General features: G+C 70.9%; 23 protein-coding genes. 19 read left to right on the plus strand and 4 right to left on the minus strand.

Annotation, left to right across the window (positions count from 1 at the left end; all coding sequences use genetic code 11):
• The first annotated feature begins 19 nt into the window (after positions 1-19).
• The 13 genes from ACFZAM_RS10565 (at position 20) to ACFZAM_RS10625 (ending at position 11674) form a co-directional block, all read left to right on the plus strand.
• Positions 20-667, plus strand: a complete 648-nt coding sequence (locus ACFZAM_RS10565) for an L-threonylcarbamoyladenylate synthase (protein WP_188281956.1) — start codon at positions 20-22, stop codon at positions 665-667.
• Positions 664-1326, plus strand: a complete 663-nt coding sequence (locus ACFZAM_RS10570; RefSeq protein ID WP_188281955.1) for a protein-tyrosine-phosphatase — start codon at positions 664-666, stop codon at positions 1324-1326. Before ACFZAM_RS10565 ends, ACFZAM_RS10570 begins: the two co-directional genes overlap by 4 nt.
• A 191-nt stretch (positions 1327-1517) precedes the next feature.
• Positions 1518-2822 (plus strand): MraY family glycosyltransferase, encoded by a 1305-nt coding sequence (locus tag ACFZAM_RS10575; RefSeq protein WP_188281954.1) that lies wholly within the window; start codon positions 1518-1520, stop codon positions 2820-2822.
• A 330-nt stretch (positions 2823-3152) separates the two neighbouring features.
• Positions 3153-3566: a hypothetical protein gene (locus tag ACFZAM_RS10580; RefSeq protein ID WP_188281953.1), complete on the plus strand. Its 414-nt coding sequence runs from the start codon at positions 3153-3155 to the stop codon at positions 3564-3566.
• Between the two features lie 216 nt (positions 3567-3782).
• A complete protein-coding gene (gene atpB / locus ACFZAM_RS10585) occupies positions 3783-4607 on the plus strand; it encodes a F0F1 ATP synthase subunit A (RefSeq protein ID WP_391044822.1) in 825 nt (274 codons plus the stop codon).
• Between the two features lie 74 nt (positions 4608-4681).
• Positions 4682-4933 (plus strand): ATP synthase F0 subunit C, encoded by a 252-nt coding sequence (atpE, locus tag ACFZAM_RS10590; protein ID WP_188281952.1) that lies wholly within the window; start codon positions 4682-4684, stop codon positions 4931-4933.
• Between the two features lie 40 nt (positions 4934-4973).
• On the plus strand, positions 4974-5537 hold the full coding sequence (locus tag ACFZAM_RS10595) for a F0F1 ATP synthase subunit B (RefSeq protein ID WP_188281951.1): 564 nt from the start codon (positions 4974-4976) through the stop codon (positions 5535-5537).
• Positions 5534-6349: a F0F1 ATP synthase subunit delta gene (locus ACFZAM_RS10600; RefSeq protein ID WP_355344188.1), complete on the plus strand. Its 816-nt coding sequence runs from the start codon at positions 5534-5536 to the stop codon at positions 6347-6349. The genes ACFZAM_RS10595 and ACFZAM_RS10600 overlap by 4 nt, the downstream gene beginning before the upstream one ends.
• 180 nt (positions 6350-6529) lie before the next feature.
• The gene (atpA, locus tag ACFZAM_RS10605) at positions 6530-8101 is read left to right on the plus strand and encodes a F0F1 ATP synthase subunit alpha (RefSeq protein ID WP_355344185.1); all 1572 of its coding nucleotides are present in this window, start codon (positions 6530-6532) and stop codon (positions 8099-8101) included.
• A gap of 4 nt (positions 8102-8105) precedes the next feature.
• Positions 8106-9032 carry a F0F1 ATP synthase subunit gamma gene (locus ACFZAM_RS10610; RefSeq protein ID WP_391044588.1) on the plus strand — a complete coding sequence of 309 codons (927 nt, stop codon included), beginning with the start codon at positions 8106-8108 and terminating at the stop codon, positions 9030-9032.
• A 5-nt stretch (positions 9033-9037) separates the two neighbouring features.
• Entirely contained in the window at positions 9038-10480 is a 1443-nt protein-coding gene (gene atpD / locus ACFZAM_RS10615; protein WP_355344179.1) for a F0F1 ATP synthase subunit beta, read from the plus strand.
• A gap of 174 nt (positions 10481-10654) precedes the next feature.
• The gene (locus ACFZAM_RS10620) at positions 10655-11029 is read left to right on the plus strand and encodes a F0F1 ATP synthase subunit epsilon (RefSeq protein WP_355344176.1); all 375 of its coding nucleotides are present in this window, start codon (positions 10655-10657) and stop codon (positions 11027-11029) included.
• A gap of 189 nt (positions 11030-11218) precedes the next feature.
• Positions 11219-11674 carry a DUF2550 family protein gene (locus ACFZAM_RS10625; protein ID WP_391044592.1) on the plus strand — a complete coding sequence of 152 codons (456 nt, stop codon included), beginning with the start codon at positions 11219-11221 and terminating at the stop codon, positions 11672-11674.
• A 221-nt stretch (positions 11675-11895) separates the two neighbouring features.
• On the opposite strand, the gene ACFZAM_RS10630 is transcribed toward ACFZAM_RS10625, so the two are convergent.
• Positions 11896-12468, minus strand: coding sequence for a cob(I)yrinic acid a,c-diamide adenosyltransferase (locus ACFZAM_RS10630; RefSeq protein ID WP_355344170.1), 573 nt, complete (start codon positions 12466-12468; stop codon positions 11896-11898).
• A gap of 206 nt (positions 12469-12674) precedes the next feature.
• Between ACFZAM_RS10630 and ACFZAM_RS10635 the strand changes: the two genes are divergently transcribed.
• The 3 genes from ACFZAM_RS10635 (at position 12675) to ACFZAM_RS10645 (ending at position 17163) form a co-directional block, all read left to right on the plus strand.
• The gene (locus tag ACFZAM_RS10635) at positions 12675-13523 is read left to right on the plus strand and encodes a 3-hydroxyacyl-CoA dehydrogenase family protein (RefSeq protein ID WP_355344167.1); all 849 of its coding nucleotides are present in this window, start codon (positions 12675-12677) and stop codon (positions 13521-13523) included.
• 228 nt (positions 13524-13751) lie between these two features.
• The gene (locus tag ACFZAM_RS10640; protein WP_188281939.1) at positions 13752-14051 is read left to right on the plus strand and encodes an STAS domain-containing protein; all 300 of its coding nucleotides are present in this window, start codon (positions 13752-13754) and stop codon (positions 14049-14051) included.
• A 184-nt stretch (positions 14052-14235) separates the two neighbouring features.
• Positions 14236-17163 carry an ATP-binding protein gene (locus ACFZAM_RS10645; protein ID WP_391044596.1) on the plus strand — a complete coding sequence of 976 codons (2928 nt, stop codon included), beginning with the start codon at positions 14236-14238 and terminating at the stop codon, positions 17161-17163.
• 2 nt (positions 17164-17165) lie between these two features.
• Here the strand turns inward: ACFZAM_RS10645 and ACFZAM_RS10650 are convergent, their stop codons facing one another.
• A complete protein-coding gene (locus tag ACFZAM_RS10650) occupies positions 17166-18131 on the minus strand; it encodes a YafY family protein (protein ID WP_355344160.1) in 966 nt (321 codons plus the stop codon).
• Between the two features lie 70 nt (positions 18132-18201).
• On the opposite strand from ACFZAM_RS10650, the gene ACFZAM_RS10655 reads away from it, so the two are divergent.
• On the plus strand, positions 18202-18651 hold the full coding sequence (locus ACFZAM_RS10655; RefSeq protein ID WP_355344157.1) for a VOC family protein: 450 nt from the start codon (positions 18202-18204) through the stop codon (positions 18649-18651).
• Between the two features lie 149 nt (positions 18652-18800).
• Here the strand turns inward: ACFZAM_RS10655 and nucS are convergent, their stop codons facing one another.
• Positions 18801-19463 (minus strand): endonuclease NucS, encoded by a 663-nt coding sequence (gene nucS, locus ACFZAM_RS10660; protein WP_355344154.1) that lies wholly within the window; start codon positions 19461-19463, stop codon positions 18801-18803.
• A gap of 275 nt (positions 19464-19738) precedes the next feature.
• On the opposite strand from nucS, the gene ACFZAM_RS10665 reads away from it, so the two are divergent.
• On the plus strand, positions 19739-20140 hold the full coding sequence (locus ACFZAM_RS10665) for an SCO5389 family protein (RefSeq protein WP_188281928.1): 402 nt from the start codon (positions 19739-19741) through the stop codon (positions 20138-20140).
• Between the two features lie 100 nt (positions 20141-20240).
• On the opposite strand, the gene ACFZAM_RS10670 is transcribed toward ACFZAM_RS10665, so the two are convergent.
• Positions 20241-21287 (minus strand): LLM class flavin-dependent oxidoreductase, encoded by a 1047-nt coding sequence (locus tag ACFZAM_RS10670; protein WP_391044600.1) that lies wholly within the window; start codon positions 21285-21287, stop codon positions 20241-20243.
• A gap of 195 nt (positions 21288-21482) precedes the next feature.
• On the opposite strand from ACFZAM_RS10670, the gene ACFZAM_RS10675 reads away from it, so the two are divergent.
• Positions 21483-21806, plus strand: coding sequence for an ATP/GTP-binding protein (locus ACFZAM_RS10675; protein ID WP_355344147.1), 324 nt, complete (start codon positions 21483-21485; stop codon positions 21804-21806).
• Positions 21807-21898 lie beyond the last annotated feature (92 nt).

Genomic DNA, 21898 nt, shown 5'->3' on the forward strand with positions numbered 1-21898 from the left:
ATCTTCTGGAGGTCAGCTAATGGCACGGCGATACGACTGCTCGGATGCGACCGACCGGGCCACCGGCCTGCGCGAGGCCACCTCGGCCGTCAAGCGCGGTGAACTCGTCGTCCTGCCCACCGACACCGTGTACGGCATCGGCGCGGACGCCTTCGACGCCGAGGCGGTCGGCGACCTGCTGGAGGCCAAGGGCCGCGGGCGCAACATGCCCTCGCCCGTCCTGGTCGGCTCCCCGAACACCCTGCACGGCATCGTCACCGACTTCTCCGAGCAGGCGTGGGAGCTCGTCGACGCCTTCTGGCCCGGCGCGCTCACCCTGGTCACCAAGCACCAGCCGTCGCTCAACTGGGACCTCGGCGACGCCCGCGGCACCGTCGCCGTCCGGATGCCGCTGCACCCGGTCGCGATCGAGCTGCTGACCGCCACCGGGCCGATGGCCGTCTCCAGCGCCAACCTCACGGGACACCCCTCGCCGCAGGACTGCGACGCCGCCCAGGGCATGCTCGGCGACTCCGTGGCGGTCTACCTCGACGGCGGCCCCACCCCGTCCGCCGTCGCCTCCTCGATCGTGGACGTGACGGGGAAGGTCCCGGTACTGCTGCGGGCCGGGGCGATCAGTGCGGAGGAGCTGCGCAAGGTGGTCCCCGACCTGGAGGAGCGCAGTTGACTGCGCCCGACGGGCGTGGCATACCGGGCCTCGCCGCCCGCGCGGGGACCCTCCCCGGACAGGGCGGTGACGCCTTCCGCATCCTCCACGTCTGCACCGGCAACGTCTGCCGCTCGCCGATGGCCGAGCGGCTGACGCGGCATGGGCTGGCGCGCCGCCTCGGCGACGGCGCCACCGGCATCGTCGTGGAGTCCGCGGGCACCTGGGGCCACGAAGGCGCGCCGATGGAGGCGCACGCCGCCGCCGTACTCGCCGAGTACGGCGCCGACCCGACCGGTTTCACCGGCCGGGAGCTGCTCGACGACCACGTGATCGACGCCGACCTCGTCCTGACCGCGACCCGCGACCACCGTTCCCAGGTGATCTCGATGGGACACGCGGCGGGTCTGCGTACCTTCACGCTCAAGGAGTTCACCCGCCTGGTGCGGGCCATAGACCCCACCACGCTGCCCGAGGGCAGTGTCACCGACCGCGCCCGCGCCCTGGTCGGCGCCGCCGCCGCGCTGCGTGGCTGGCTGCTCGCGCCCAGCCCCGACGCCGACGAGGTCCACGACCCGTACGGCGCTCCCATCTCGTACTTCCGCAGCATCGGCGACGAGATCCACACCGCGCTCGACCCCGTCGTCACCGCCCTGACGGGCATCCCCGCGGCCGTCTGAGCCCGCGACGGCACGCCCGGGACAACCCCTTCACATTCCCCGTACAGCCGGTGTGCAACCGTGGGCGCTCCCTGTGAGTCTTGATTGATGTTCGCCGTCTCGGCCCGGCCACCACTAGGGTGTGACGCTGTGAGGATCCCCCGGACGTGTGCGCAGCGCTGCTACGCCCCCGAAGTCGTCGGAGGCTGCTCGTGCGCGAGTATCTGCTGACCCTGTGCGTCGCCGCCGCCGTCACGTATCTGCTGACCGGCCCGGTACGGAAGTTCGCCATCGCGGCGGGCGCCATGCCGCCGATCCGCGCGCGTGACGTGCACCGCGAGCCCACGCCCCGGCTGGGCGGCATCGCGATGTTCGGCGGGCTGTGCGCCGGTCTGCTGGTCGCCGCGCACCTGAGCAACATCGGGGACGTGTTCTCGCAGTCCAACGAGCCGCGCGCGCTGCTGTCCGGCGCCGGGCTGATCTGGCTGCTCGGTGTGCTGGACGACAAGTGGGGCGTCGACGCGCTGGTCAAGCTCGGCGTGCAGATGATCGCCGCGGGTCTGATGGTCTTCCAGGGCCTGACCATTCTGTGGCTGCCGGTGCCCGGCGTCGGCCCGGTCGCGCTCACCCCGATCCAGTCGACGCTGCTGACGGTCGCGCTGGTCGTCATCACCATCAACGCGGTCAACTTCGTGGACGGCCTCGACGGTCTGGCCGCGGGCGTCGTCTGCATCGCCGCCATCGCGTTCTTCATGTACGCGTACCGCATGTGGTACGGCTACGGCGTCGAGGCCGCCGCGCCCGCCACGCTGTTCAGCGCGATCCTGATCGGCATGTGCGTGGGCTTCCTGCCGCACAACATCCACCCGGCGCGGATCTTCATGGGCGACTCGGGGTCGATGCTGATCGGCCTGGTGCTCGCCTCGTCCGCGATCTCCATCACCGGGCAGGTCGACCCGGACGCCATCACCGACTTCACCGGCTCCAGCCGCAGCACCGTGCACTTCATGGTGCCGGTCTACATGCCGCTGCTGCTGCCGCTGACGATGATCGCGATCCCGGCCGCCGACCTGGTGCTTGCCGTGGTCCGCAGGACGTGGAAGGGGCAGTCGCCGTTCGCCGCCGACCGCGGCCACCTGCACCACCGGCTGCTGGAGATCGGGCACTCGCACAGCCGGGCCGTGCTGATCATGTACTTCTGGTCGGCGCTGTTCGCCTTCTCCGCGGTGGCGTTCTCGGTGAACTCCTCCAGCCTCGGCATCGTCATGGTGATCGTCGGCCTGAGCGCGCTGGGTCTGCTGGTCCTGCTGCTGCCGCGGTTCCGGCCGCGCGCGCCGCACTGGGCCGAGGCGTTCGTACCGCCGCGCTACCGGCGCCGACGCCGCCGGCTGGCCGCCGCCGCTGCCGCGGCCGAGCGGGAGATGCGCTCCGAGGACCGGCCGCCGCTGCACGGATCGACGGCGATCGGCGACCGTTCGCGGCTGCCGGACCGGCGTCCCGTCGAGAGCCGCCGGTAGTCGCGGGCAGGCTCTGAGCGGCGTCGGCGGCCGGTAGTTGACCGTCATCGATAAAGTCCTTTAAGTCCGGCATATCCGGCAATTTCCCCGAAGTGGGCAAATAGGACGTCAGTTGAACGGCGTGTCGATACCTCTCCCGTGTGACAGTGAGCACATCTCCATGGTAAAGCCCTGGCTAAATACTTTGTGATACCGTTCACGAAACCCGGGAAACAAGCCGAAAGACCGTAGTGAGATGGTCTTCCGGCGTGAGGCACGTCCCCAAACCCGGATTACGCTCGTCTCCGACGACACCCGCTTTCCCCAACTCCCGCCGGAGGAGCTGCCACCATGCAGTCCAACGACGTCCGAACTCTCCTCAACTGCACCGTCCCCACTGCCGCGGCCGGTGTCATCGCCACCGCTGTGAGCGGAGCGGTGGCCGGTGGCAAGGGAGCGATCGGCGCCGCCGCCGGCACGTTGGTCGTGATCGCCTTCATGGCGATCGGGATGGTGGTGCTCCAGCGCACCGCCAAGGCGTACCCGTCGCTGTTCCAGATGATGGGCCTCGTGCTCTACACCGTGCAGATCCTGCTGCTGGCGATCGTGCTCGCGGTGTTCAAGCACACCTCGCTCTTCAACACCCGCGCGTTCGCCTTCTCGCTGCTGGCCGCGGCGCTCGTCTGGATCGCCGCGCAGGCACGCGCGCACATGAAGACCAAGATCCTTTACGTCGAGCCCGAGTCGGCGGGAACACCGTCGTGAGCCGCGGGTTCGGTAGGGCCGGTGTAAAGACCCTGCCGCTCGTTTGCTATCGTCCGGACTCAACTGCGGCGGAGCTGCCGCGAGCGGCACTCAAGCCTGCCCTGCCGCTCGGTTCAGCGCCGACTCGCCGCGTACACATCCGACCCACCAGTCCAGTGCCGTTCCGTGGCCGTCAGGCCCGCCGACACATCGAGGTTGCCGTACCCATGCGCCACGCTGAAGGAGCTCGCGGTGAGTGCTGACCAGGTTCTCGCCTTCGAGACGAACTGCCACCTCTTCGACGGGTGCGGCTTCCCGGCCCCCGGACTGCACTCGTTCGTCTTCGAGCCGATCTTCTCGATCGGCAGCTTCCACTTCAACAAGCCGATGCTGCTGGCGCTGTTGAGCACGATCGTGGTCGTCGGATTCTTCTGGGCCGCGTTCAACAAGCCCAAGGTGGTCCCGGGCAAGGTCCAGATGGTGGGCGAGGCGGGCTACGACTTCGTCCGCCGCGGCATCGTCTACGAGACGCTCGGCAAGAAGGTCGGCGAGAAGTACGTCCCGCTGATGGTCTCGCTGTTCTTCTTCGTCTGGATCATGAACATCTGGTCGGTCATCCCGGTCGCCCAGTTCCCCGTGACGTCGATCATCGCCTTCCCCGTCGGGCTGGCCGCGATCGTCTACGTCACGTGGATGTACCTGACGTTCAAGAAGCACGGCTTCGTCGGCGGCCTGAAGAACATCACCGGCTACGACAAGACACTCGGCGCCGTGCTGCCGCTCTCCATGACCATCGAGTTCTTCTCGAACGTCCTGGTGCGGCCCTTCACCCACGCGGTCCGGCTCTTCGCCAACATGTTCGCCGGTCACACGCTGCTGCTGCTGTTCACCATCGCGAGCTGGTACATGCTCAACGGCATCGGCATCGCCTACGCGGGCGTCTCGTTCGTGATGACCATCGTGATGACCGCCTTCGAGCTGTTCATCCAGGCCGTTCAGGCGTACGTGTTCGTGCTCCTGGCCTGTAGCTACGTCCAGGGCGCGCTCGCCGAGCACCACTGAGCACCGCCCCCACGACCCGATAGATGTCCGGTGGCCAACCCCCACCGGTCCGAGAAAGATAAGGAAGAACCGGCATGTCCGCTCTCGCGCACGCGACGCTCGCCGCCACCCAGATCAAGGGCAACCTCGGCTCGATCGGTTACGGCCTCGCGGCCATCGGCCCCGGCGTCGGCATCGGCATCATCTTCGGTAACGGCACCCAGGCCCTCGCCCGCCAGCCCGAGGCGGCCGGTCTGATCCGCGCCAACCAGATCCTCGGCTTCGCCTTCTGTGAGGCGCTCGCCCTCATCGGTCTGGTCATGCCGTTCGTCTACCCGGCCACCTGATCCCGGCCGACGAACAGAAACCTAGACGGAAGGCACTGATGTGATCGCCCAGGTACCGCTGGCGACAGCGGAGAACCCGCTCATCCCGCCGATCCCCGAGCTCATCATCGGCCTGATCGCCTTCGCCATCGTCTTCTTCTTCCTCGCCAAGAAGCTCCTCCCGAACATCAACAAGGTTCTGGACGAGCGCCGTGAGGCCATCGAAGGTGGCATGGAGAAGGCCGAGGCCACCCAGGCCGAGGCCCAGCAGACGCTGGAGCAGTACCGCGAGCAGCTCTCCGAGGCCCGGCACGAGGCCGCGCGACTGCGCCAGGAGGCGCAGGAGCAGGGCGCCGCGCTGATCGCGGAGATGCGGGCCGAAGGCCAGCGCCAGCGCGAGGAGATCGTGGCCGCGGGTCACGCGCAGATCGAGGCCGACCGCAAGGCCGCCGCCGCCGCGCTGCGCCAGGACGTCGGCAAGCTCGCCACCGAACTGGCGGGCAAGCTCGTCGGTGAGTCCCTGGAGGACTCCGCCCGGCAGAGCCGCACCATCGACCGCTTCCTCGACGGCCTGGACAACGCGGCTCCCGCCGCCGGTTCCGCGACGGCCGAGGCGGCGCGATGAACGGCGCGAGCCGCGACGCGCTGGGCGCGGCCCGCGAACGGCTCGACGCGCTGACGGACGTCCAGTCCGTCGACGTGGCCAAGCTCGCCGAGGACCTGGCCGCCGTCACCGGGCTGCTGGACCGCGAGGGCACGCTCCGTCGCGCCCTGACCGACCCGGCGAAGTCCGGCGAGGCCAAGGCGTCGCTGGCGCGGCAGCTCCTCGGCGGCCAGATCGGCGGCGAAAGCCTCGACCTGCTCACCGGCATGGTCAGGTCCCGCTGGTCGCGCTCGCGCGACCTGGTCGACTCGGTCGAGGAGCTGGCGTCGAGCGCCGACCTCGCCACCGCCCAGCGGGCCGGTCACCTCGACGACGTCGAGGACGAGCTGTTCCGCTTCGGCCGGATCGTCTCCGGCAGCACCGAACTGCGCTCCGCTCTCACCGACCGCGTCGTCGGCGCTCCGGCCAAGGCCGCACTGCTGCACACGCTGCTCGGCGGGCGGGCCAATCCGGTCACCGAACGGCTGGTCGTCCGGCTGGTCACCACGCCGCGGGGACGTAGCCTGGAGTCGGGGATCGAATCCCTGTCCAAGCTGGCCGCGGCCCGCCGTGACCGGATGGTCGCGGAAGTGGTGTCGGCGACTCCGCTCAGTGACCAGCAGAAGCAGCGCCTCGGCGCCGCGCTGGCCCGGATCTACGGCCGCCAGGTGCATCTGAACCTGGACGTGGACCCCACGGTCCTCGGCGGAGTCCGGGTGCAGGTCGGTGACGAGGTCATCAACGGAGCCATCTCCGACCGTCTCGACGAGGCGGCCCGGCGGATGGCGGGCTGACAGCCGGTCGCTCCACCAGGACCGCGCGGCACCAGCCACGCAGAACGCAGTACGAAGCACGACGACGCAGTACGAGCGGCCCGAGTTGGGCCGACGGAGCCTAACAGAGCCTTTCTGGGGGTTGACCCCAGAAACCCCCAAGAAGACTTTCGGGCCCAACAAGGAGAGCAGGGAACCCAGATGGCGGAGCTCACGATCCGGCCGGAGGAGATCCGGGACGCGCTGGAGACCTTTGTCCAGTCGTACAAGCCGGACGCCGCCTCGCGCGAGGAGGTCGGCACGGTCAGCGTTGCCGGAGACGGCATCGCGAAGGTCGAGGGTCTGCCCTCGGCCATGGCGAACGAGCTGCTGAAGTTCGAGGACGGCACCCTCGGTCTCGCCCTCAACCTGGAAGAGCGCGAGATCGGCGCGATCGTCCTCGGCGAGTTCAACGGAATCGAGGAGGGCCAGCCGGTGCAGCGCACCGGCGAGGTGCTCTCCGTCGCGGTCGGCGAGGGCTACCTGGGCCGGGTCGTGGACCCGCTCGGCACCCCGATCGACGGCCTCGGCGAGATCGAGACCGACGGCCGCCGCGCCCTTGAACTGCAGGCCCCCACGGTCATGCAGCGCAAGTCGGTGCACGAGCCGATGCAGACCGGCCTCAAGGCCGTGGACGCGATGACCCCGATCGGCCGCGGCCAGCGCCAGCTCATCATCGGCGACCGGCAGACCGGCAAGACCGCCCTGGCGATCGACACGATCATCAACCAGCGCGACAACTGGCGTTCCGGCGACCCGAAGAAGCAGGTCCGCTGCATCTACGTCGCCATCGGCCAGAAGGGCTCCACCATCGCGGGCGTGCGCGCCTCGCTGGAGGAGGCCGGCGCCCTGGAGTACACGACGATCGTCGCCGCCCCGGCGTCCGACCCGGCCGGCTTCAAGTACCTCGCCCCGTACACCGGTTCTGCCATCGGCCAGCACTGGATGTACCAGGGCAAGCACGTACTGATCGTCTTCGACGACCTGAGCAAGCAGGCCGACGCCTACCGCGCGGTCTCCCTGCTGCTGCGCCGTCCGCCGGGCCGCGAGGCCTACCCGGGCGACGTCTTCTACCTGCACTCCCGCCTGCTGGAGCGCTGCGCCAAGCTCTCCGACGACCTGGGCGCCGGTTCGATGACCGGTCTGCCGATCGTCGAGACCAAGGCGAACGACGTGTCGGCGTTCATCCCGACCAACGTCATCTCCATCACCGACGGCCAGTGCTTCCTGGAGTCGGACCTGTTCAACGCCGGTCAGCGCCCCGCGCTGAACGTCGGTATCTCGGTCTCCCGCGTCGGCGGCTCCGCGCAGATCAAGGCCATGAAGGGCGTGGCCGGACGGCTGCGCGTGGACCTGGCCCAGTTCCGCGAGCTGGAGGCGTTCGCCGCCTTCGGTTCCGACCTGGACGCGGCGTCCAAGGCCCAGCTCGAGCGCGGCCAGCGGATGGTCGAGCTGCTCAAGCAGGGCCAGTACGCGCCGTACGCGATCGAGGACCAGGTCGTCTCCATCTGGGCCGGCACCACCGGCAAGCTGGACGACGTACCGGTCGAGGACGTCCGCCGCTTCGAGCGCGAGCTGCTCGACTACCTGCACCGCGAGCACAAGTCGCTGCTCACCGCGATCGTCGAGACCGGCAAGCTGCCGGACGAGACCGTCGAGGTGCTCACCGACGCGGTCGCCGCCTTCAAGAAGCAGTTCGAGACGTCCTCGGGCGCGCTGCTGGTCGAGGGCTGATCGCATGGGCGCACAGATTCGGGTTTACAAGCGCCGGATCAAGTCCGTCACCGCCACGAAGAAGATCACCAAGGCGATGGAGATGATCGCCGCCTCGCGCATCGTCAAGGCGCAGCGCCAGGTGGCGGCCTCGTCCCCGTACGCCGATGAACTGACCCGTGCGGTCACGGCGGTGGCGACCGGCTCCAACACCAAGCACCCGCTGACCACCGAGGCCGAGAACCCGAGCCGCGCCGCGGTCCTGCTCGTCACGAGCGACCGCGGTCTGGCGGGCGGTTACTCGTCCAACGCGATCAAGGCGGCCGACCGGCTCATCGAGCGGCTGCGCGCGGAGGGCAAGGAAGTCGACTCGTACCTCATCGGCCGCAAGGCCGTGGCGTACTACAGCTTCCGCGAGCGGACGGTCGCCGAGTCCTGGACCGGCTTCTCCGACAGCCCCGGCTACGGCGACGCCAAGAAGGTCGCGGCGCCGCTGATCGAGTCGGTGCTCAAGGACACGGCCGACGGTGGCGTGGACGAACTGCACATCGTCTTCACGGAGTTCGTGTCGATGATGACGCAGTCCCCGGTCGACGCCAGGCTGCTGCCGCTCTCGCTGGACGAGACGGCCGCCGCCGGTGCCGAGGAGCGGGCCGCCAAGGGCGAGATCCTGCCGCTCTACGAGTTCGAGCCTTCCGCCGAGGGTGTGCTGGACGCGCTGCTGCCTCGCTACGTCGAGAGCCGCATCTTCAACGCGCTGCTCCAGGCGGCGGCTTCGGAGCACGCGGCCCGCCGCCGTGCGATGAAGTCCGCGACCGACAACGCGGAAGACCTCATCAAGTCGCTCACGCGGCTTGCCAATGCGGCCCGACAGGCCGACATCACCCAGGAAATCAGCGAGATCGTCGGCGGCTCCAGTGCGCTGGCCGACGCGAACGCGGGGAGTGACTAACCACTATGACCACCACTGTTGAAACCGCTACGGCCACCGGCCGCGTCGCGCGGGTCATCGGCCCGGTCGTCGACGTGGAGTTCCCCGTCGACGCGATGCCGGAGATCTACAACGCGCTGCACGTCGACGTGGCCGACACGGGCGCCGAGTCCGGCACGAAGACGCTGACGCTGGAGGTGGCGCAGCACCTCGGCGACGGCCTGGTCCGCGCCATCTCGATGCAGCCCACCGACGGCCTGGTCCGCCAGGCCCCGGTGACCGACACCGGCGACGGCATCACGGTGCCCGTCGGCGACGTCACCAAGGGCCGGGTGTTCAACACCCTGGGCCAGATCCTGAACGAGCCGGAGGCCGAATCCGAGGTCACCGACCGCTGGGCGATCCACCGCAAGGCGCCGAAGTTCGACGACCTCGAGTCGAAGACCGAGATGTTCGAGACCGGCCTGAAGGTCGTCGACCTGCTGACCCCGTACGTCAAGGGCGGCAAGATCGGTCTGTTCGGCGGCGCCGGTGTCGGCAAGACCGTGCTCATCCAGGAAATGATCATGCGTGTGGCCAAGCTGCACGAGGGCGTCTCGGTGTTCGCCGGTGTCGGCGAGCGCACCCGTGAGGGCAACGACCTCATCGCGGAAATGGCCGAGTCGGGCGTGCTGCCGCAGACCGCGCTGGTCTTCGGTCAGATGGACGAGCCCCCGGGCACCCGTCTGCGCGTGGCGCTGGCCGGTCTGACCATGGCGGAGTACTTCCGTGACGTGGCCAAGCAGGACGTGCTGTTCTTCATCGACAACATCTTCCGCTTCACGCAGGCCGGTTCCGAGGTCTCCACGCTGCTCGGCCGTATGCCGTCCGCGGTGGGTTACCAGCCGAACCTGGCCGACGAGATGGGTCAGCTCCAGGAGCGGATCACCTCGACGCGTGGTCACTCGATCACCTCGATGCAGGCGATCTACGTCCCCGCGGACGACCTGACCGACCCGGCCCCGGCGACCACCTTCGCCCACCTCGACGCGACGACCGTGCTTTCGCGGCCGATCTCGGAGAAGGGCATCTACCCCGCGGTGGACCCGCTGGACTCCACGTCCCGCATCCTGGACCCGCGCTACATCGCGCAGGACCACTACGACTGCGCCATGCGCGTCAAGGGAATCCTGCAGAAGTACAAGGACCTCCAGGACATCATCTCCATCCTCGGCATCGACGAGCTGGGCGAAGAGGACAAGCTCACCGTCTTCCGCGCCCGCCGGATCGAGCGCTTCCTGTCGCAGAACACCCACGCGGCGAAGCAGTTCACCGGTGTCGACGGCTCCGACGTGTCGCTGGACGAGTCGATCTCCGCGTTCAACGCCATCGCCGACGGTGAGTACGACCACTTCCCGGAGCAGGCGTTCTTCATGTGCGGTGGCCTGGACGACCTCAAGGCCAACGCGGCGAAGCTCGGCGTCAACTGACGCGGGAGCCTCGCGCAGGCCGCGCGTCCGCGTCGGTAGGAGCGCGCGCGACAGCGTGAAAGGGGGGCGGCGAGTCCCGTGGCGAAGCCCCGGGGCGCCCGCCCCCTCTCGCACCCCTTATTCTGTGTCTTACGCATCCACTGAGGACGGTGGGTGCCAACCCGAGGAGCCGTCTTGGCCGATCTTCACGTCGAGCTGGTCGCCGCGGACCGTAGTGTCTGGTCCGGCGAGGCCACCATGGTCATCGCCCGTACCACGTCGGGTGACATCGGCATCATGCCGGGACACGAGCCGCTCCTCGGGGTGCTCCAGTCCGGCCCGGTGACGGTGCGCACCTCTGACGGCGGCACTGTCGTGGCCGCCGTGCACGGTGGCTTCATCTCCTTCTCCGACGACAAGCTCTCGATTCTCGCGGAGATCGCGGAGCTGGCGGACGAGATCGATGTGGCGCGCGCCGAGCGTGCTCTAGAGCGGTCGAAGTCGGAGACCGACGCCGCGGCCGAGCGCCGCGCCGAGGTCCGGCTGGCCGCCGCCGCGGGAGCGCACTGACCGGTCCGCAGGACGGTCCGCGGGTCGGCGCGACCGGCTGACCGGGCAACCGCACCACCACAACCGCATCAGCAGACGTACCAGGCGTGACCGAACGACCACGGTGCCGCGGACTGCCCTCCTGGGGCGGTCCGCGGCTCCGGTACAGCAAGGGCAGTAACCCATTTCTAGGCGAGGAGGTCGGTGGACGTGATCCTCTCCTTTGAGGTGGGTGGCGCGGTGATCGCCGCCGCGCTGCTCGGACTCTTCGTCTTCGGACTGCGCCGCCGGCTGATCCAACGGCCAGGCGGCACTTTCGACTGCAGCCTGCGCCCCGCTCCCGAGCAGGACGCGGAGCCGGCCGGTGGTGGCGGCAAGGGCTGGGTGTACGGAGTCGCGCGCTACAGCGGTGACCGGGTGGAGTGGTTCCGGGTCTTCTCGTACGCGCCCCGCCCGCGGCGGGTGCTGCTGCGTCCGGCGATCGAGGTACTGGGGCGCCGGGACCCGCAGGGCTCGGAGGAGCTGGCCCTGCTGTCGGACGCGGTGGTGCTCTCCTGCGAGCATCAGGGCACCCGGCTGGAGCTGGCGATGAGCGACGACGCCCTGACGGGTTTCCTCGCCTGGCTCGAAGCGGCGCCGCCCGGCCAGCGGGTCAACGTGGCGTAGCACCTGTTCCTTGCCGTGCCTCTGGGAGGCGCGGCTTCGCGCGTTTCAGGGGCCGGTGCGTCGCTCGGCGCGGGTTTCGGCCGGGCGGATTCCCGGGCGCGCCCGGTGAGGACCGGAGGCCGACGGGCGGCGGTGTCGACCCCCGGCCGTATGGGTCAGCCGGAGCCTAGAAAGGTCTGGACCACCGGTCAAGAGGTCTGGACCATGTCGGGCCCCTGGTGTCAGCGGTTCTCGCCGGGGATCCACAGGACGTCCCCGCGGGACTTGTTGGCGGTGCGGGCGAGGATGAACAGCAGGTCGGAGAGCCGGTTCAGGTAGGTCGCGGTGAGCGGGTTCATCGTGTCCGCGTGGTCCTCCAGAGCGGCCCAGGTGGAGCGTTCGGCGCGGCGGACGATGGTGCACGCCTGGTGGAGCAGGGCGGCGCCGGGCGTGCCGCCGGGGAGGATGAAGCTGCGGAGCTTCTCCAAATCGGCGAGGAAGCGGTCGCACTCCTCCTCCAGCCGGTCGACATAGGTCTGCTCGACCCGCAGCGGCGGGTACTCCGGGTCGGGGACCACCGGAGTGGCGAGGTCGGCGCCGACGTCGAAGAGGTCGTTCTGCACGCGCACCAGGACGGTGGCGACCTCCTCGGGCAGCGCGCCGAGCGCGAGCGCCACACCGAGCGCGGCGTTGGCCTCGTTGGCGTCGGCGTAGGCGGCGATCCGGCTGTCGGTCTTCGCGGTCCGGCTCATGTCGCCGAGCGCCGTGGTGCCGTCGTCGCCAGTACGGGTGTAGATGCGGGTGAGGTTGACCATACGGTCGAGCGTAGAGCGTGCCCGCCCGACGGGCCGTCTCCCGCCCCCGTCCGACGGCCGGTTGACGCCCAGTGCGACGAAGGACACACGGTGACACCGCTTACTTCCTGCTGCGCGCGGAGGTGAACGGGCGTTAAGGTCCGGCGAGATCAGCGAATTCGGCCAGTCGGCCGCAATGGCTCGGCCCCAATGGAGAGGTGTGTGCCGTGGCGAAGAAGCTCGCCGTCGTCGGAGCGGGACTGATGGGCTCCGGTATCGCGCAGGTGTCGGCCCAGGCGGGGTACGACGTGGTCCTGCGGGACGTCACCGACGCGGCGCTCAAGCGCGGCACCGACGGCATCCGCGCCTCGTACGAGAAGTTCGTCTCCAAGGGCAAGCTGGACGCGGCGGACGCCGAGGCGGCGCTGGCCAGGATCACCGCGACCACCGACCTCGACGCCGCCGCGGACGCGGACATCGTCGTGGAGGCCGTCTTCGAGCGGATCGAGGTCAAGCAGGAGATCTTCCGCGCCCTCGACACGATCGTGCGCGACGACGCGGTCCTCGCCTCCAACACCTCCGCGATCCCGATCACCAAGATCGCCGCCGTCACCCGCAACCCCGAACGCGTCGTCGGCACCCACTTCTTCTCGCCGGTCCCGCTGATGCAGCTCTGCGAGCTTGTCCGCGGCTACAAGACCAGCGACGCCACGCTGGAGCGCGCCCGCGCCTTCGCCGAGGAGATCGGCAAGACCTGCGTCGTCGTCAACCGCGACGTGGCGGGCTTCGTCACCACCCGGCTGATCTCGGCCCTGGTCGTCGAGGCCGTCAAGCTCTACGAGTCGGGCGTCGCCTCCGCCGAGGACATCGACATCGCCTGCAAGCTCGGCTTCGGCCACGCGATGGGCCCGCTCGCCACCGCCGACCTCACCGGCGTGGACATCCTGCTGCACGCCGCGGGCAACATCTACACCGAGTCGCAGGACGAGAAGTTCGCGCCGCCGGAGATCATGCGCCGCATGGTCGACGCGGGCGACCTCGGCCGCAAGAGCGGCAAGGGCTTCTACTCGTACTGAGTTTCCACCCGCACCGGGGCACCGTATGGAACGCGCATCCTGGGCACGCGTACTAAACAACGTCACCCCCAGGAGTGAATTCGGTATCGGTTCGCTCACAGACGGCAACTTCTCCATACAACGGACCGTCAGTTGTGTGAAGACATACGGATGATCCGTGCCGTCGCCGTCCCGCGGCGGCCATGCCACGAGCCGGGCCCACGAGCCGGCACTCCTCGGGGAGCGACTATGCACATCAAGGGCGACCACGCCGAGCTGGTCGTCGGGGGCCGCCTCGACGTCCGGAGCGCGGCGGACGCCCGTTCGGCCCTGCACACCGCCGTCGACTCCGGCCGCGGGGACCTGGTGCTCGATCTCACGGAGCTGGACTCGTGGGACGCCACCGGTCTCGGCGTGATCATGGGCGCCCACCGCAGAGCGGGCCGCGCCAACCGGAGGCTCGTGCTGCGCGGGGTCCCGCCGCGAATGCAGCGCCTGCTGGTCGCCACCCGGCTGCACCGAATCCTCGCGATCGAGGCCGAAAGGTGACGTAAGGGCGGCACCGTGGCCCCGGCACTTCATGAATACTGTGGCAGCCTTTAGAGTTTGCCGCAGATTGCCAGCAGGCGTGCCACCCCGTACGCCAGAAAAGGGGAATCGGGCCGGGTCCGGCAGCGGACACAGGGCGGCCCGATCGGGCCCCCGCACGTCACGCACCTGGGGGGCGTACGAGATGGACCACCGCACCGGCGAGTCGGGCGAACGCCCGATACCGGACGTCGACGACCTGACGGTCGCCGACGCCGACGCGCGCCCCGCCACCGGCCCCGACTTCGGCCAGGGCGTCGAATTCGGGCACGGCGCGGACTTCGCCGCCGACTTCGGCCCGGCCCCCACGCCCGGCCCGGGAACCGGCTTCGGCTCCGACTTCGCCGCGGGCTCCGGCTCCGATTTCAGCGCCCCCGCCGACCACGGCCACGGCCACGGCAACGGCCACGGCCCCGCCACGGGGTCCCTGCCCGCCCTCACGGACAGCACCCTGGCGCTGCGCGGCCCCCGCGCCTCCCGCGACCCGCTCACCCCGGAACTGGGCGGCACCTCCAGCGGCGGCAACGCCCGCGTGCTGCGCGTCACCACCTCCGACTACCTGCTGACCGTCAACCCGATCGACGGCACCGAGGTCACCCTCTGCCCGCCCGCCGAGCGCCCGCTGCCGCTGCGCCGCACCCCCGAGGAGCGCGTCGCGCACCTGGCCGCGGGCCGCCCCTCGCCGCCGCCGGGACCGCCCGCCCCCGAACTGCCGCTGCTGGAGCGCGACGAGGAGCGCGAGCGGCTGATCCGGCTGCTGGCCAGAGGCCGTTCCGTACGGGTCACAGGACCGTCCGGCGCGGGCCGCACCGCGCTGCTGGAATCCGTCGCCAACGCCTGCGCCGACCTCGCCCCCGACGGCGTGCTCTGGCTGTCCGGCTACCGCCGCACCCCCGCCGACGTGCTCCAGGAACTCTTCGCCACCGTCTACGCCACCGACGGCCACCGCCCCGACCGCGCGGACCTGCCGGGCCTGCTGCGCGACACCGGCGCCGTCGTCGTCATCGACGACCTGGAATTCGGCGGCGCGGGGCTGGAGGAACTGCTCTCCGCGGCCCCCGAGTGCGCCTTCCTGATGTCCGCGACACCCGACGTCACCACACCGTCCGCCGACTCGATGATCGAAGAGGTCTTCCTGTCGGGCCTGACCCGCGTCGCCTGCGTCGACCTGCTGCAATTCGTCACCGGGCGGCCCCTCGGCGAGGACGAGACCGCGTGGGCGGCCGACCTGTGGTTCGAGTCCGAGGGCCTGCCGCTGCGCTTCGTGCAGGCAGGCGCGCTGCTGCGGCAGCGGGACGCGCTGCGCCAGCCGCCCGAGCCCGACTGGGACGACTCGGTGTGGGAGAACGGCTCGCCGACCGGCCCGCAGGGCGCCGGAACGCCGCCCATACCCGACCTCACCGGCTTCGACATACTCCAGGGTCCCGACGCACCCACCGGGCACGGCGCCGAGGACTCCGCGAACGCGCTCACCGCCGGCCCGGACACCGCGGCGACCCCCGCGACACCGGAGATACCGGGGTCCGCCCCCAAGCCCGGCCCCGCCGGATACACCGGCCCGCCCGTCGACCTGCCGCTGCCGTCGCTCGCCGAGAGCGCGGCCCCCGCGGAACTGCTCGCCAGCAGGCTGAGCGAATCGGCCCGCGAAGCCCTCGCCTTCGCCGTGGCACTCGACGGCGAGTGCCCGCACCCCTCGCACCTGCCCGCCCTCGTCGGTGACACCCACGGCGACGCGGCCCTCGGCGAACTCACCGCGGTCGGCCTGGCCGTACCGGTCTCCGCGCACTTCCGCCTCGCCGCCGGAGTCGTCCAGCAGCTCGCGCCGCGGCTCACCGCCGACGGCGAGCTGAGCGCGGTCCAGTCGCACACCGCGGCCCTGCACTACGCCTGGTGGACCGGGCACCCCTCGGTCGGCCCCGAGCGCGCCGCCGCCGAGTCCGAGGCGATCCTCGCCGCGATGTCCGCCTGCCGCGACGGCGGCAACCCCAGCGCGGCCGTCCTGCTCGCCCGCACCGTCGCGCCCGCCTTCGCCGCCGCGCTGCACTGGGGCGCCTGGGAGCGGGCACTGCGGATCGGCCAGGAGGCCGCACGGCTGTCGGGCGAGGTCGCCGAAGAGGCGTACTTCCACCACGAGCTGGGCGTCCTCGCGCTGTGCACCGGCAACACCGACCGCGCCCGCGCCGAACTGGAGGCGTCCATCGCCCTGCGCGGGGCCCTCGCCGACCGGCAGGGCACCGTCGTCGGCCGCCGTACGCTCGCGCTGGTCAACGACCGTGACGGCGGCGGCCTCCCGAACCTGCCCGCGCTGCTCGAACTCCCGCCGGGCGGCTCCGGCGGTACGGCGCCGCTCGCGATCACGGCGGCCACGACGCCGCTGACGGTGATCAACAAGAGCGGCGCCCCGGCACCGCAGGGCGAGGCCGCGCGCCCCGCCACGCACCGCCGACGCCGCAATCTGGTGGTGGTCGGCACCGGCGTCGCGCTCGCGGCGGCCCTCGCCACCATCGTCACCATGGGCGCCACCTCGGGCGACGGCCCCAAGCCCAACCAGGTCCAGCCGGTCGAGTCCGCCCAGCAGGACGACCCCTCGACCGACGCCCCGACGGACGATCCCTCGACGGACGGCCCCACGGCCGCCTCGCCGTCCGCCTCCGCCACCTCCCCGACGCCGTCGACACCGGCCGGGACGACGGGCGGCCCGACAACGGCCCCCGGAGCCCCGTTCACGCCCCCAGACGGCGGCCTGACGTCGGCACCGGGCGATACGCCGACGCCGCCGCGCAACACGCAGACGTCGAGGCCGCCGACGCGTACGACAAAGCCGACGACACCCTCGACGCCGCCGACAACTCCGACGACGCCGCCGCCTACGACGACTCCAGCGCCGACGGACACGACGACTCCGCCCATCGACCCCACCTCGGCCGACGTCTCCTCTCCGCCGAACCTCACCCCCTCCGGCGCCGCCCCCACCAGGACCGGCCCCTTCACCCCGCCGACGACGGAAGCCGGAGCCACCGGCCCCGGAACCACCGGCCCCGCACCCACGGACACCGTCGCGCCGACCGGCTGAGGTCAGCCGCCCTCCGCCATGGCGGCGAGGCGGCGGGCCAGGCGGGCGGCGGCCTCGCGCAGCTCTGGCGGTTCGAGCACCTCGGCCTCGAAGCCCAGCGCGGCCACGCGGGCGGCGGTCACCTCCAGGGAATCCGCGCCGATGACGAGGACGCACCAACCGTCGCGCTCGTCGTCCTCGACGCGTCCGACCTGCGGCGGCACCATGTCGCTCACGAGCTCCGTCCGGGCGCGCAGCCGGACGCGGGCCAGGTGCGCGTACGGGGACTCGGTCACGGAGCGCCGCACGTAGGCGACCGGGTCGGGGTGCTCGCGGGGCCGGAAGCGCCAGGTGGTCGTCTGCGCGTCGCGCATCCGGTCGAGCCGGAAGGTGCGCCAGTCGTCGCGGTCCACGTCCCAGGCCATCAGGTACCAGCGGCGTCCCGTGGTGACCATCCGCACCGGCTCGACCGTACGCTCGCGCGCCGTGCCGCCGTCCCGGCCGCTGTACGCGAACCGTACGCGTACGGTGTCCCGGCAGGCCCGCGCGAAAGTCATCAGCAGGTCCGGGTCGACTTCGTCCGTGGGGCCCACCAGGGTGTCGGTGGCGCCCTGGACGGCCCGCACCTCGGCGCGCAGCCGGGGCGGCATCACCTGGTCGAGCTTGGCGAGGGCCCGCAGCGCCGCCTCGCTCGCGCCCGCGACCGTGCCGCCCGACGCCAGCCGCAGCGAGACCGCCGTCGCGATGGCCTCGTCGTCGTCCAGCAGCAGCGGCGGCAGCCGGGTGCCCGCGCCGAGCCGGTAGCCGCCGCCGACGCCCGGGACCGCGTGCACGGGGTAGCCGACCGCGCGCAGCCGCTCCACGTCGCGGCGCACCGAGCGGTCGGTGACGCCCAGCTCGGCGGCGAGTTCACCGGCCGTCCAGGACGAGCGGTGCTGGAGGAGCGACAGCAGCCGCAGCACCCGTTCGGTCGTCGCTTCTACGGTCATCGGGTGATCGTTCCACACCGCCCGGCCATCACGGAACGTATCTGTCCGCTATATGCGCCACGCTGGGATCATGAACGAGCACCAGGAAGTCCGCGACATCCAGATCACCTTCGACTGCGCCGACCCGAATGCGCTGGCCGTCTTCTGGGCCGAGGCCCTCGGCTACCGGCTCCAGGACCCGCCCGAGGGCTTCTCGTCCTGGGACGAGGCCCTGGAGTCGATGGGTGTACCGCCCGAGCTGCGCAACGAACGCTCCGCCGCCGTCGACCCCTCGGGCGTCAGGCCCCGGCTCTTCTTCCAGCGCGTCCCCGAGGGGAAGCAGGCCAAGAACCGCGTCCACCTCGACGTCCGCGCCGCCCCCGGCCTGGAGGGCGACGAGCGGATGGCGGCCCACGAGAAGGAGGCCGACCGCCTCGTCGCCCTCGGCGCCACCCGCCTCGCCCGCCACGAGCCCGCCCTCCTCAGTCCGGGCCACATCGTGATGACCGACCCGGAGGGCAACGAATTCTGCCTCGACTGACCCCCGCCCGGGCCGGCGCCCGCCTCCCGCGCCGGCTCGACTCCCTCGAAGCCGCGGACCAGCGCGGCGGGTCAAAGGGGTGAGTCAAAGGGGCGAGTCAAAGGGGCGAGCCAGCGCGGCGAGGCTTAGGGGCGGGTCAGCGCGGCGGGCTAGAACAGCCGCAGCTTGTCGTCGGAGATGCCGCGCATGCCGTCGTAGTCCAGGACGACACAGCCGATGCCGCGGTCTGTGGCCAGCACGCGGGCCTGGGGCTTGATCTCCTGGGCGGCGAACACCCCGCGGACCGGGGCGAGATGGGGGTCGCGGTTGAGGAGTTCGAGGTAACGGGTGAGCTGCTCGACACCGTCGATGTCGCCGCGCCGCTTCAGCTCGACGGCGACGGTGGCGCCCGAGGCGTCGCGGCACAGGATGTCCACCGGGCCGATGGCGGTGGGGTATTCGCGGCGGATCAGGGTCCAGCCCTCGCCGAGGACTTCCATCCGGTCGGCCAGCAGCTCCTGGAGGTGCGCCTCGACACCGTCCTTGATCAGGCCGGGGTCGACACCGAGTTCGTGCGAGGAGTCGTGCAGGACCTCCTCGATGGTGATGATGAGCTGCTCACCGGCCTTGTTGACGACCGTCCAGACGCCGTCGTCGCCCTCTTTGAGCGTGCAGGGCGGGGACATCCAGTTGAGCGGCTTGTAGGCCCGGTCGTCGGCGTGCACCGACAGACTGCCGTCCGCCTTGATGAGCAGCAGCCGGGTGGCGGAGGGCAGGTGGGCGGAGAGCCGGCCCGCGTAGTCGACGGAGCAGCGGGCGATGACGAGACGCATGGTGCGCAACGCTACTGGACGCGCCGCCCCGTACGCGATTCGGCCCCGTGTGATTCACCGCCGCACGTTTCGCCCCCGCACGTCCCGTCCGCCCCTGTGCGTACGACTCCGGACGACTGCGGAAACTTGGCCGGTTAAGTGTGCTACCTCCTGGTGCGGTCGGACCAACGACCCTACGGTTGAAGCGGAGGCCGGACGTGCGGGAACGCTGGTCCGGCCGCCGGCAACCCGTCCGTCTGGCTCCGTGTGATCACGGGGTCACGAGAGGAGTACCCATGTCGCTCGACGTCTCACCGGCCCTCCTCGAACAGGCCGAGCGAGGCGAGGTCGACGAACAGGAATTCGTCGACTGCGTCAGGACGTCCCTCCCTTACGCGTGGGAGATGATCAGCTCGTTGGTGGCACAGCTCAAGGTCGACGGCGGAGCCTTCGCCGACAACCAGGTGCCGCCGCCGAGCGAGAAGGAACGCGGCCAGTTGCTCCGTGCACTGGCCAGCGACGCGATACGAGGGGCCCTACAGCGGCACTTCGGGGTGCGGCTCGCCTTCCAGAACTGCCACCGCGTGGCGGTCTTCCCACTGGACACGGTGGACCCCGGGATCGCCGAGAGCTACGGCAAGTTCACTTCCGTCAGGTCCCAAGTGCTCAACCAGTCACCGGAGTTCAGGGACTGCTGACGTAACGCCCCGCCCGGCGAACACCGCCGGTCACGGCCCTAGCGCGCACTGGGCGTCGGCACAATGCGGCCCGCTCCCGCAACCGGACCCGCCCGCGTAATCAGGCCAGTTCCGGGAGCACGTCGGCGCCCAGCCTGGCCACATTGTCCAAGGTGGCGGTGAGGTCCCCCGAGCCCTCCACCAGGAGGGCGAACCGGGTGATACCGGTCCGTTCCGCGGTCGCCGCGAGGCGGTCCGCACACAGCCGCGGCGGACCCACCGGGTGCAGATCACAGAGCAGTTCGGTATAGGCGTGCGGGTCGCGCATGGCCCGCGCGCTGCCGTCCACCGTGCGGTGGGCGCCGAGCCCGCGCTGGAGCCAGCCGGGCATCGACTTGAGCAGCGTCTCCACCGCGTCCGACCTGGTGTCCCCGACCTGGGCCACGCCCGCCGAGACATGACCGGCGGCCGACACGGCGTCGGGGCAGTGCCCGGCGGCGAGCGCCGTCTCCCGCCAGACCGCCACCATCGCGGCCTTCTCCTCGTCCCCGCAGTGCATCCCCAGCAGCATCGGCAGCCCGCGCTCCGCGGCCAGCCGGACGGTGGCGGGGGAGGTGCAGGCGACCACGACGGGCGGCCCCGAGCCCGCCACCGGCTCCGCCGCCGGGTCGTACAGCTCGTCGGGGCGCGGTACGACGGACACCTCGCGGAAGGCGTAGCGCGGACCGTCCGCGCCGACCGCGGGCTCGCGCAGCCAGCGCAGCAGCAGGTCGAGCGATTCGGGGAAACCGGCCTCGAAGGCGGCCAGTCCGGTGCCGAAGACCTCCAGGTCCACCCACGGGCCGCCGCGGCCGACCCCGAGGGTGAAGCGTCCGCCGGACGCCAAGTGCAGCAGCGCGGCCTGTTCGCCCAGCGCCACCGGATGCGCGGTCGGCAGCACGCTCACCGCGGTGCCCACGCCGATCCGCCGCGTACGCCCGAGCACCAGCCCGGCGAGGGTGACGGCCGACGGGCACACGCCGTACGGGACGAAGTGGTGCTCTGCCAGCCATACCGTGTCAAGTCCCGCGGCGTCAGCGGCCTCGGCCGAGGATATCGCCCGGTGCAGCGCCTCTCCCTGGCCCTGGCCGGGGAACTGGGCCGCTATGACGAAAGTCCCAACTCGCATTGCTCATCCCTCCTCCCTTGGTAACGCTTGGCACGTGCCAAAGGCACGGCTTTCTGGGACGTTTTCATGATTTTCGGCAGTCATATCGGAGATGAGCCGTTCTGGTGTGCGCGAGGCGGGTGTTCCGGTATGGACCGACCGGCCGCGTACCCTTGACGGAGAGTCCGCGAAGCCCAGCAGAGCGCGAGGTGTCCCGTGTCGCCGCGTCGAAACCGCCCGCCCGGCGGAGGCCGCCCCGCCGACCGTACGGAGCAGCAGGAGTCGGGGTTCGGCGCCGGCAGCACCGTGGAGTGGCAGGGCGAGGAGTGGGTGGTGCGCCCGGTCGCGGGCAGCGCCTCCGGCAAGCACTACCGCTGCCCCGGCTGCGACCAGGAGATCCCGCCCGGCGTCGGGCACGTGGTGGCCTGGCGGGAGTACGGGGGAGTGGACGACCGGCGGCACTGGCACCGGGCGTGCTGGAACGCGAGGGACCGCCGCACCAGCAAGGTGCAGCGGTCCCGTAACGCCCCCCGGCACTGAACCGGGGCCATGTCCGGCGGCGGCTGAAGCGGCTGAGCCGTCCGGTACGCCTCGGGCGGCGCCGGTGCTCAGACGCCCCTGACGCTCAGACG

Source organism: Streptomyces sp. NPDC008079 (genome assembly GCF_042957385.1).
Classification (GTDB): Bacteria; Actinomycetota; Actinomycetes; order Streptomycetales; family Streptomycetaceae; genus Actinacidiphila.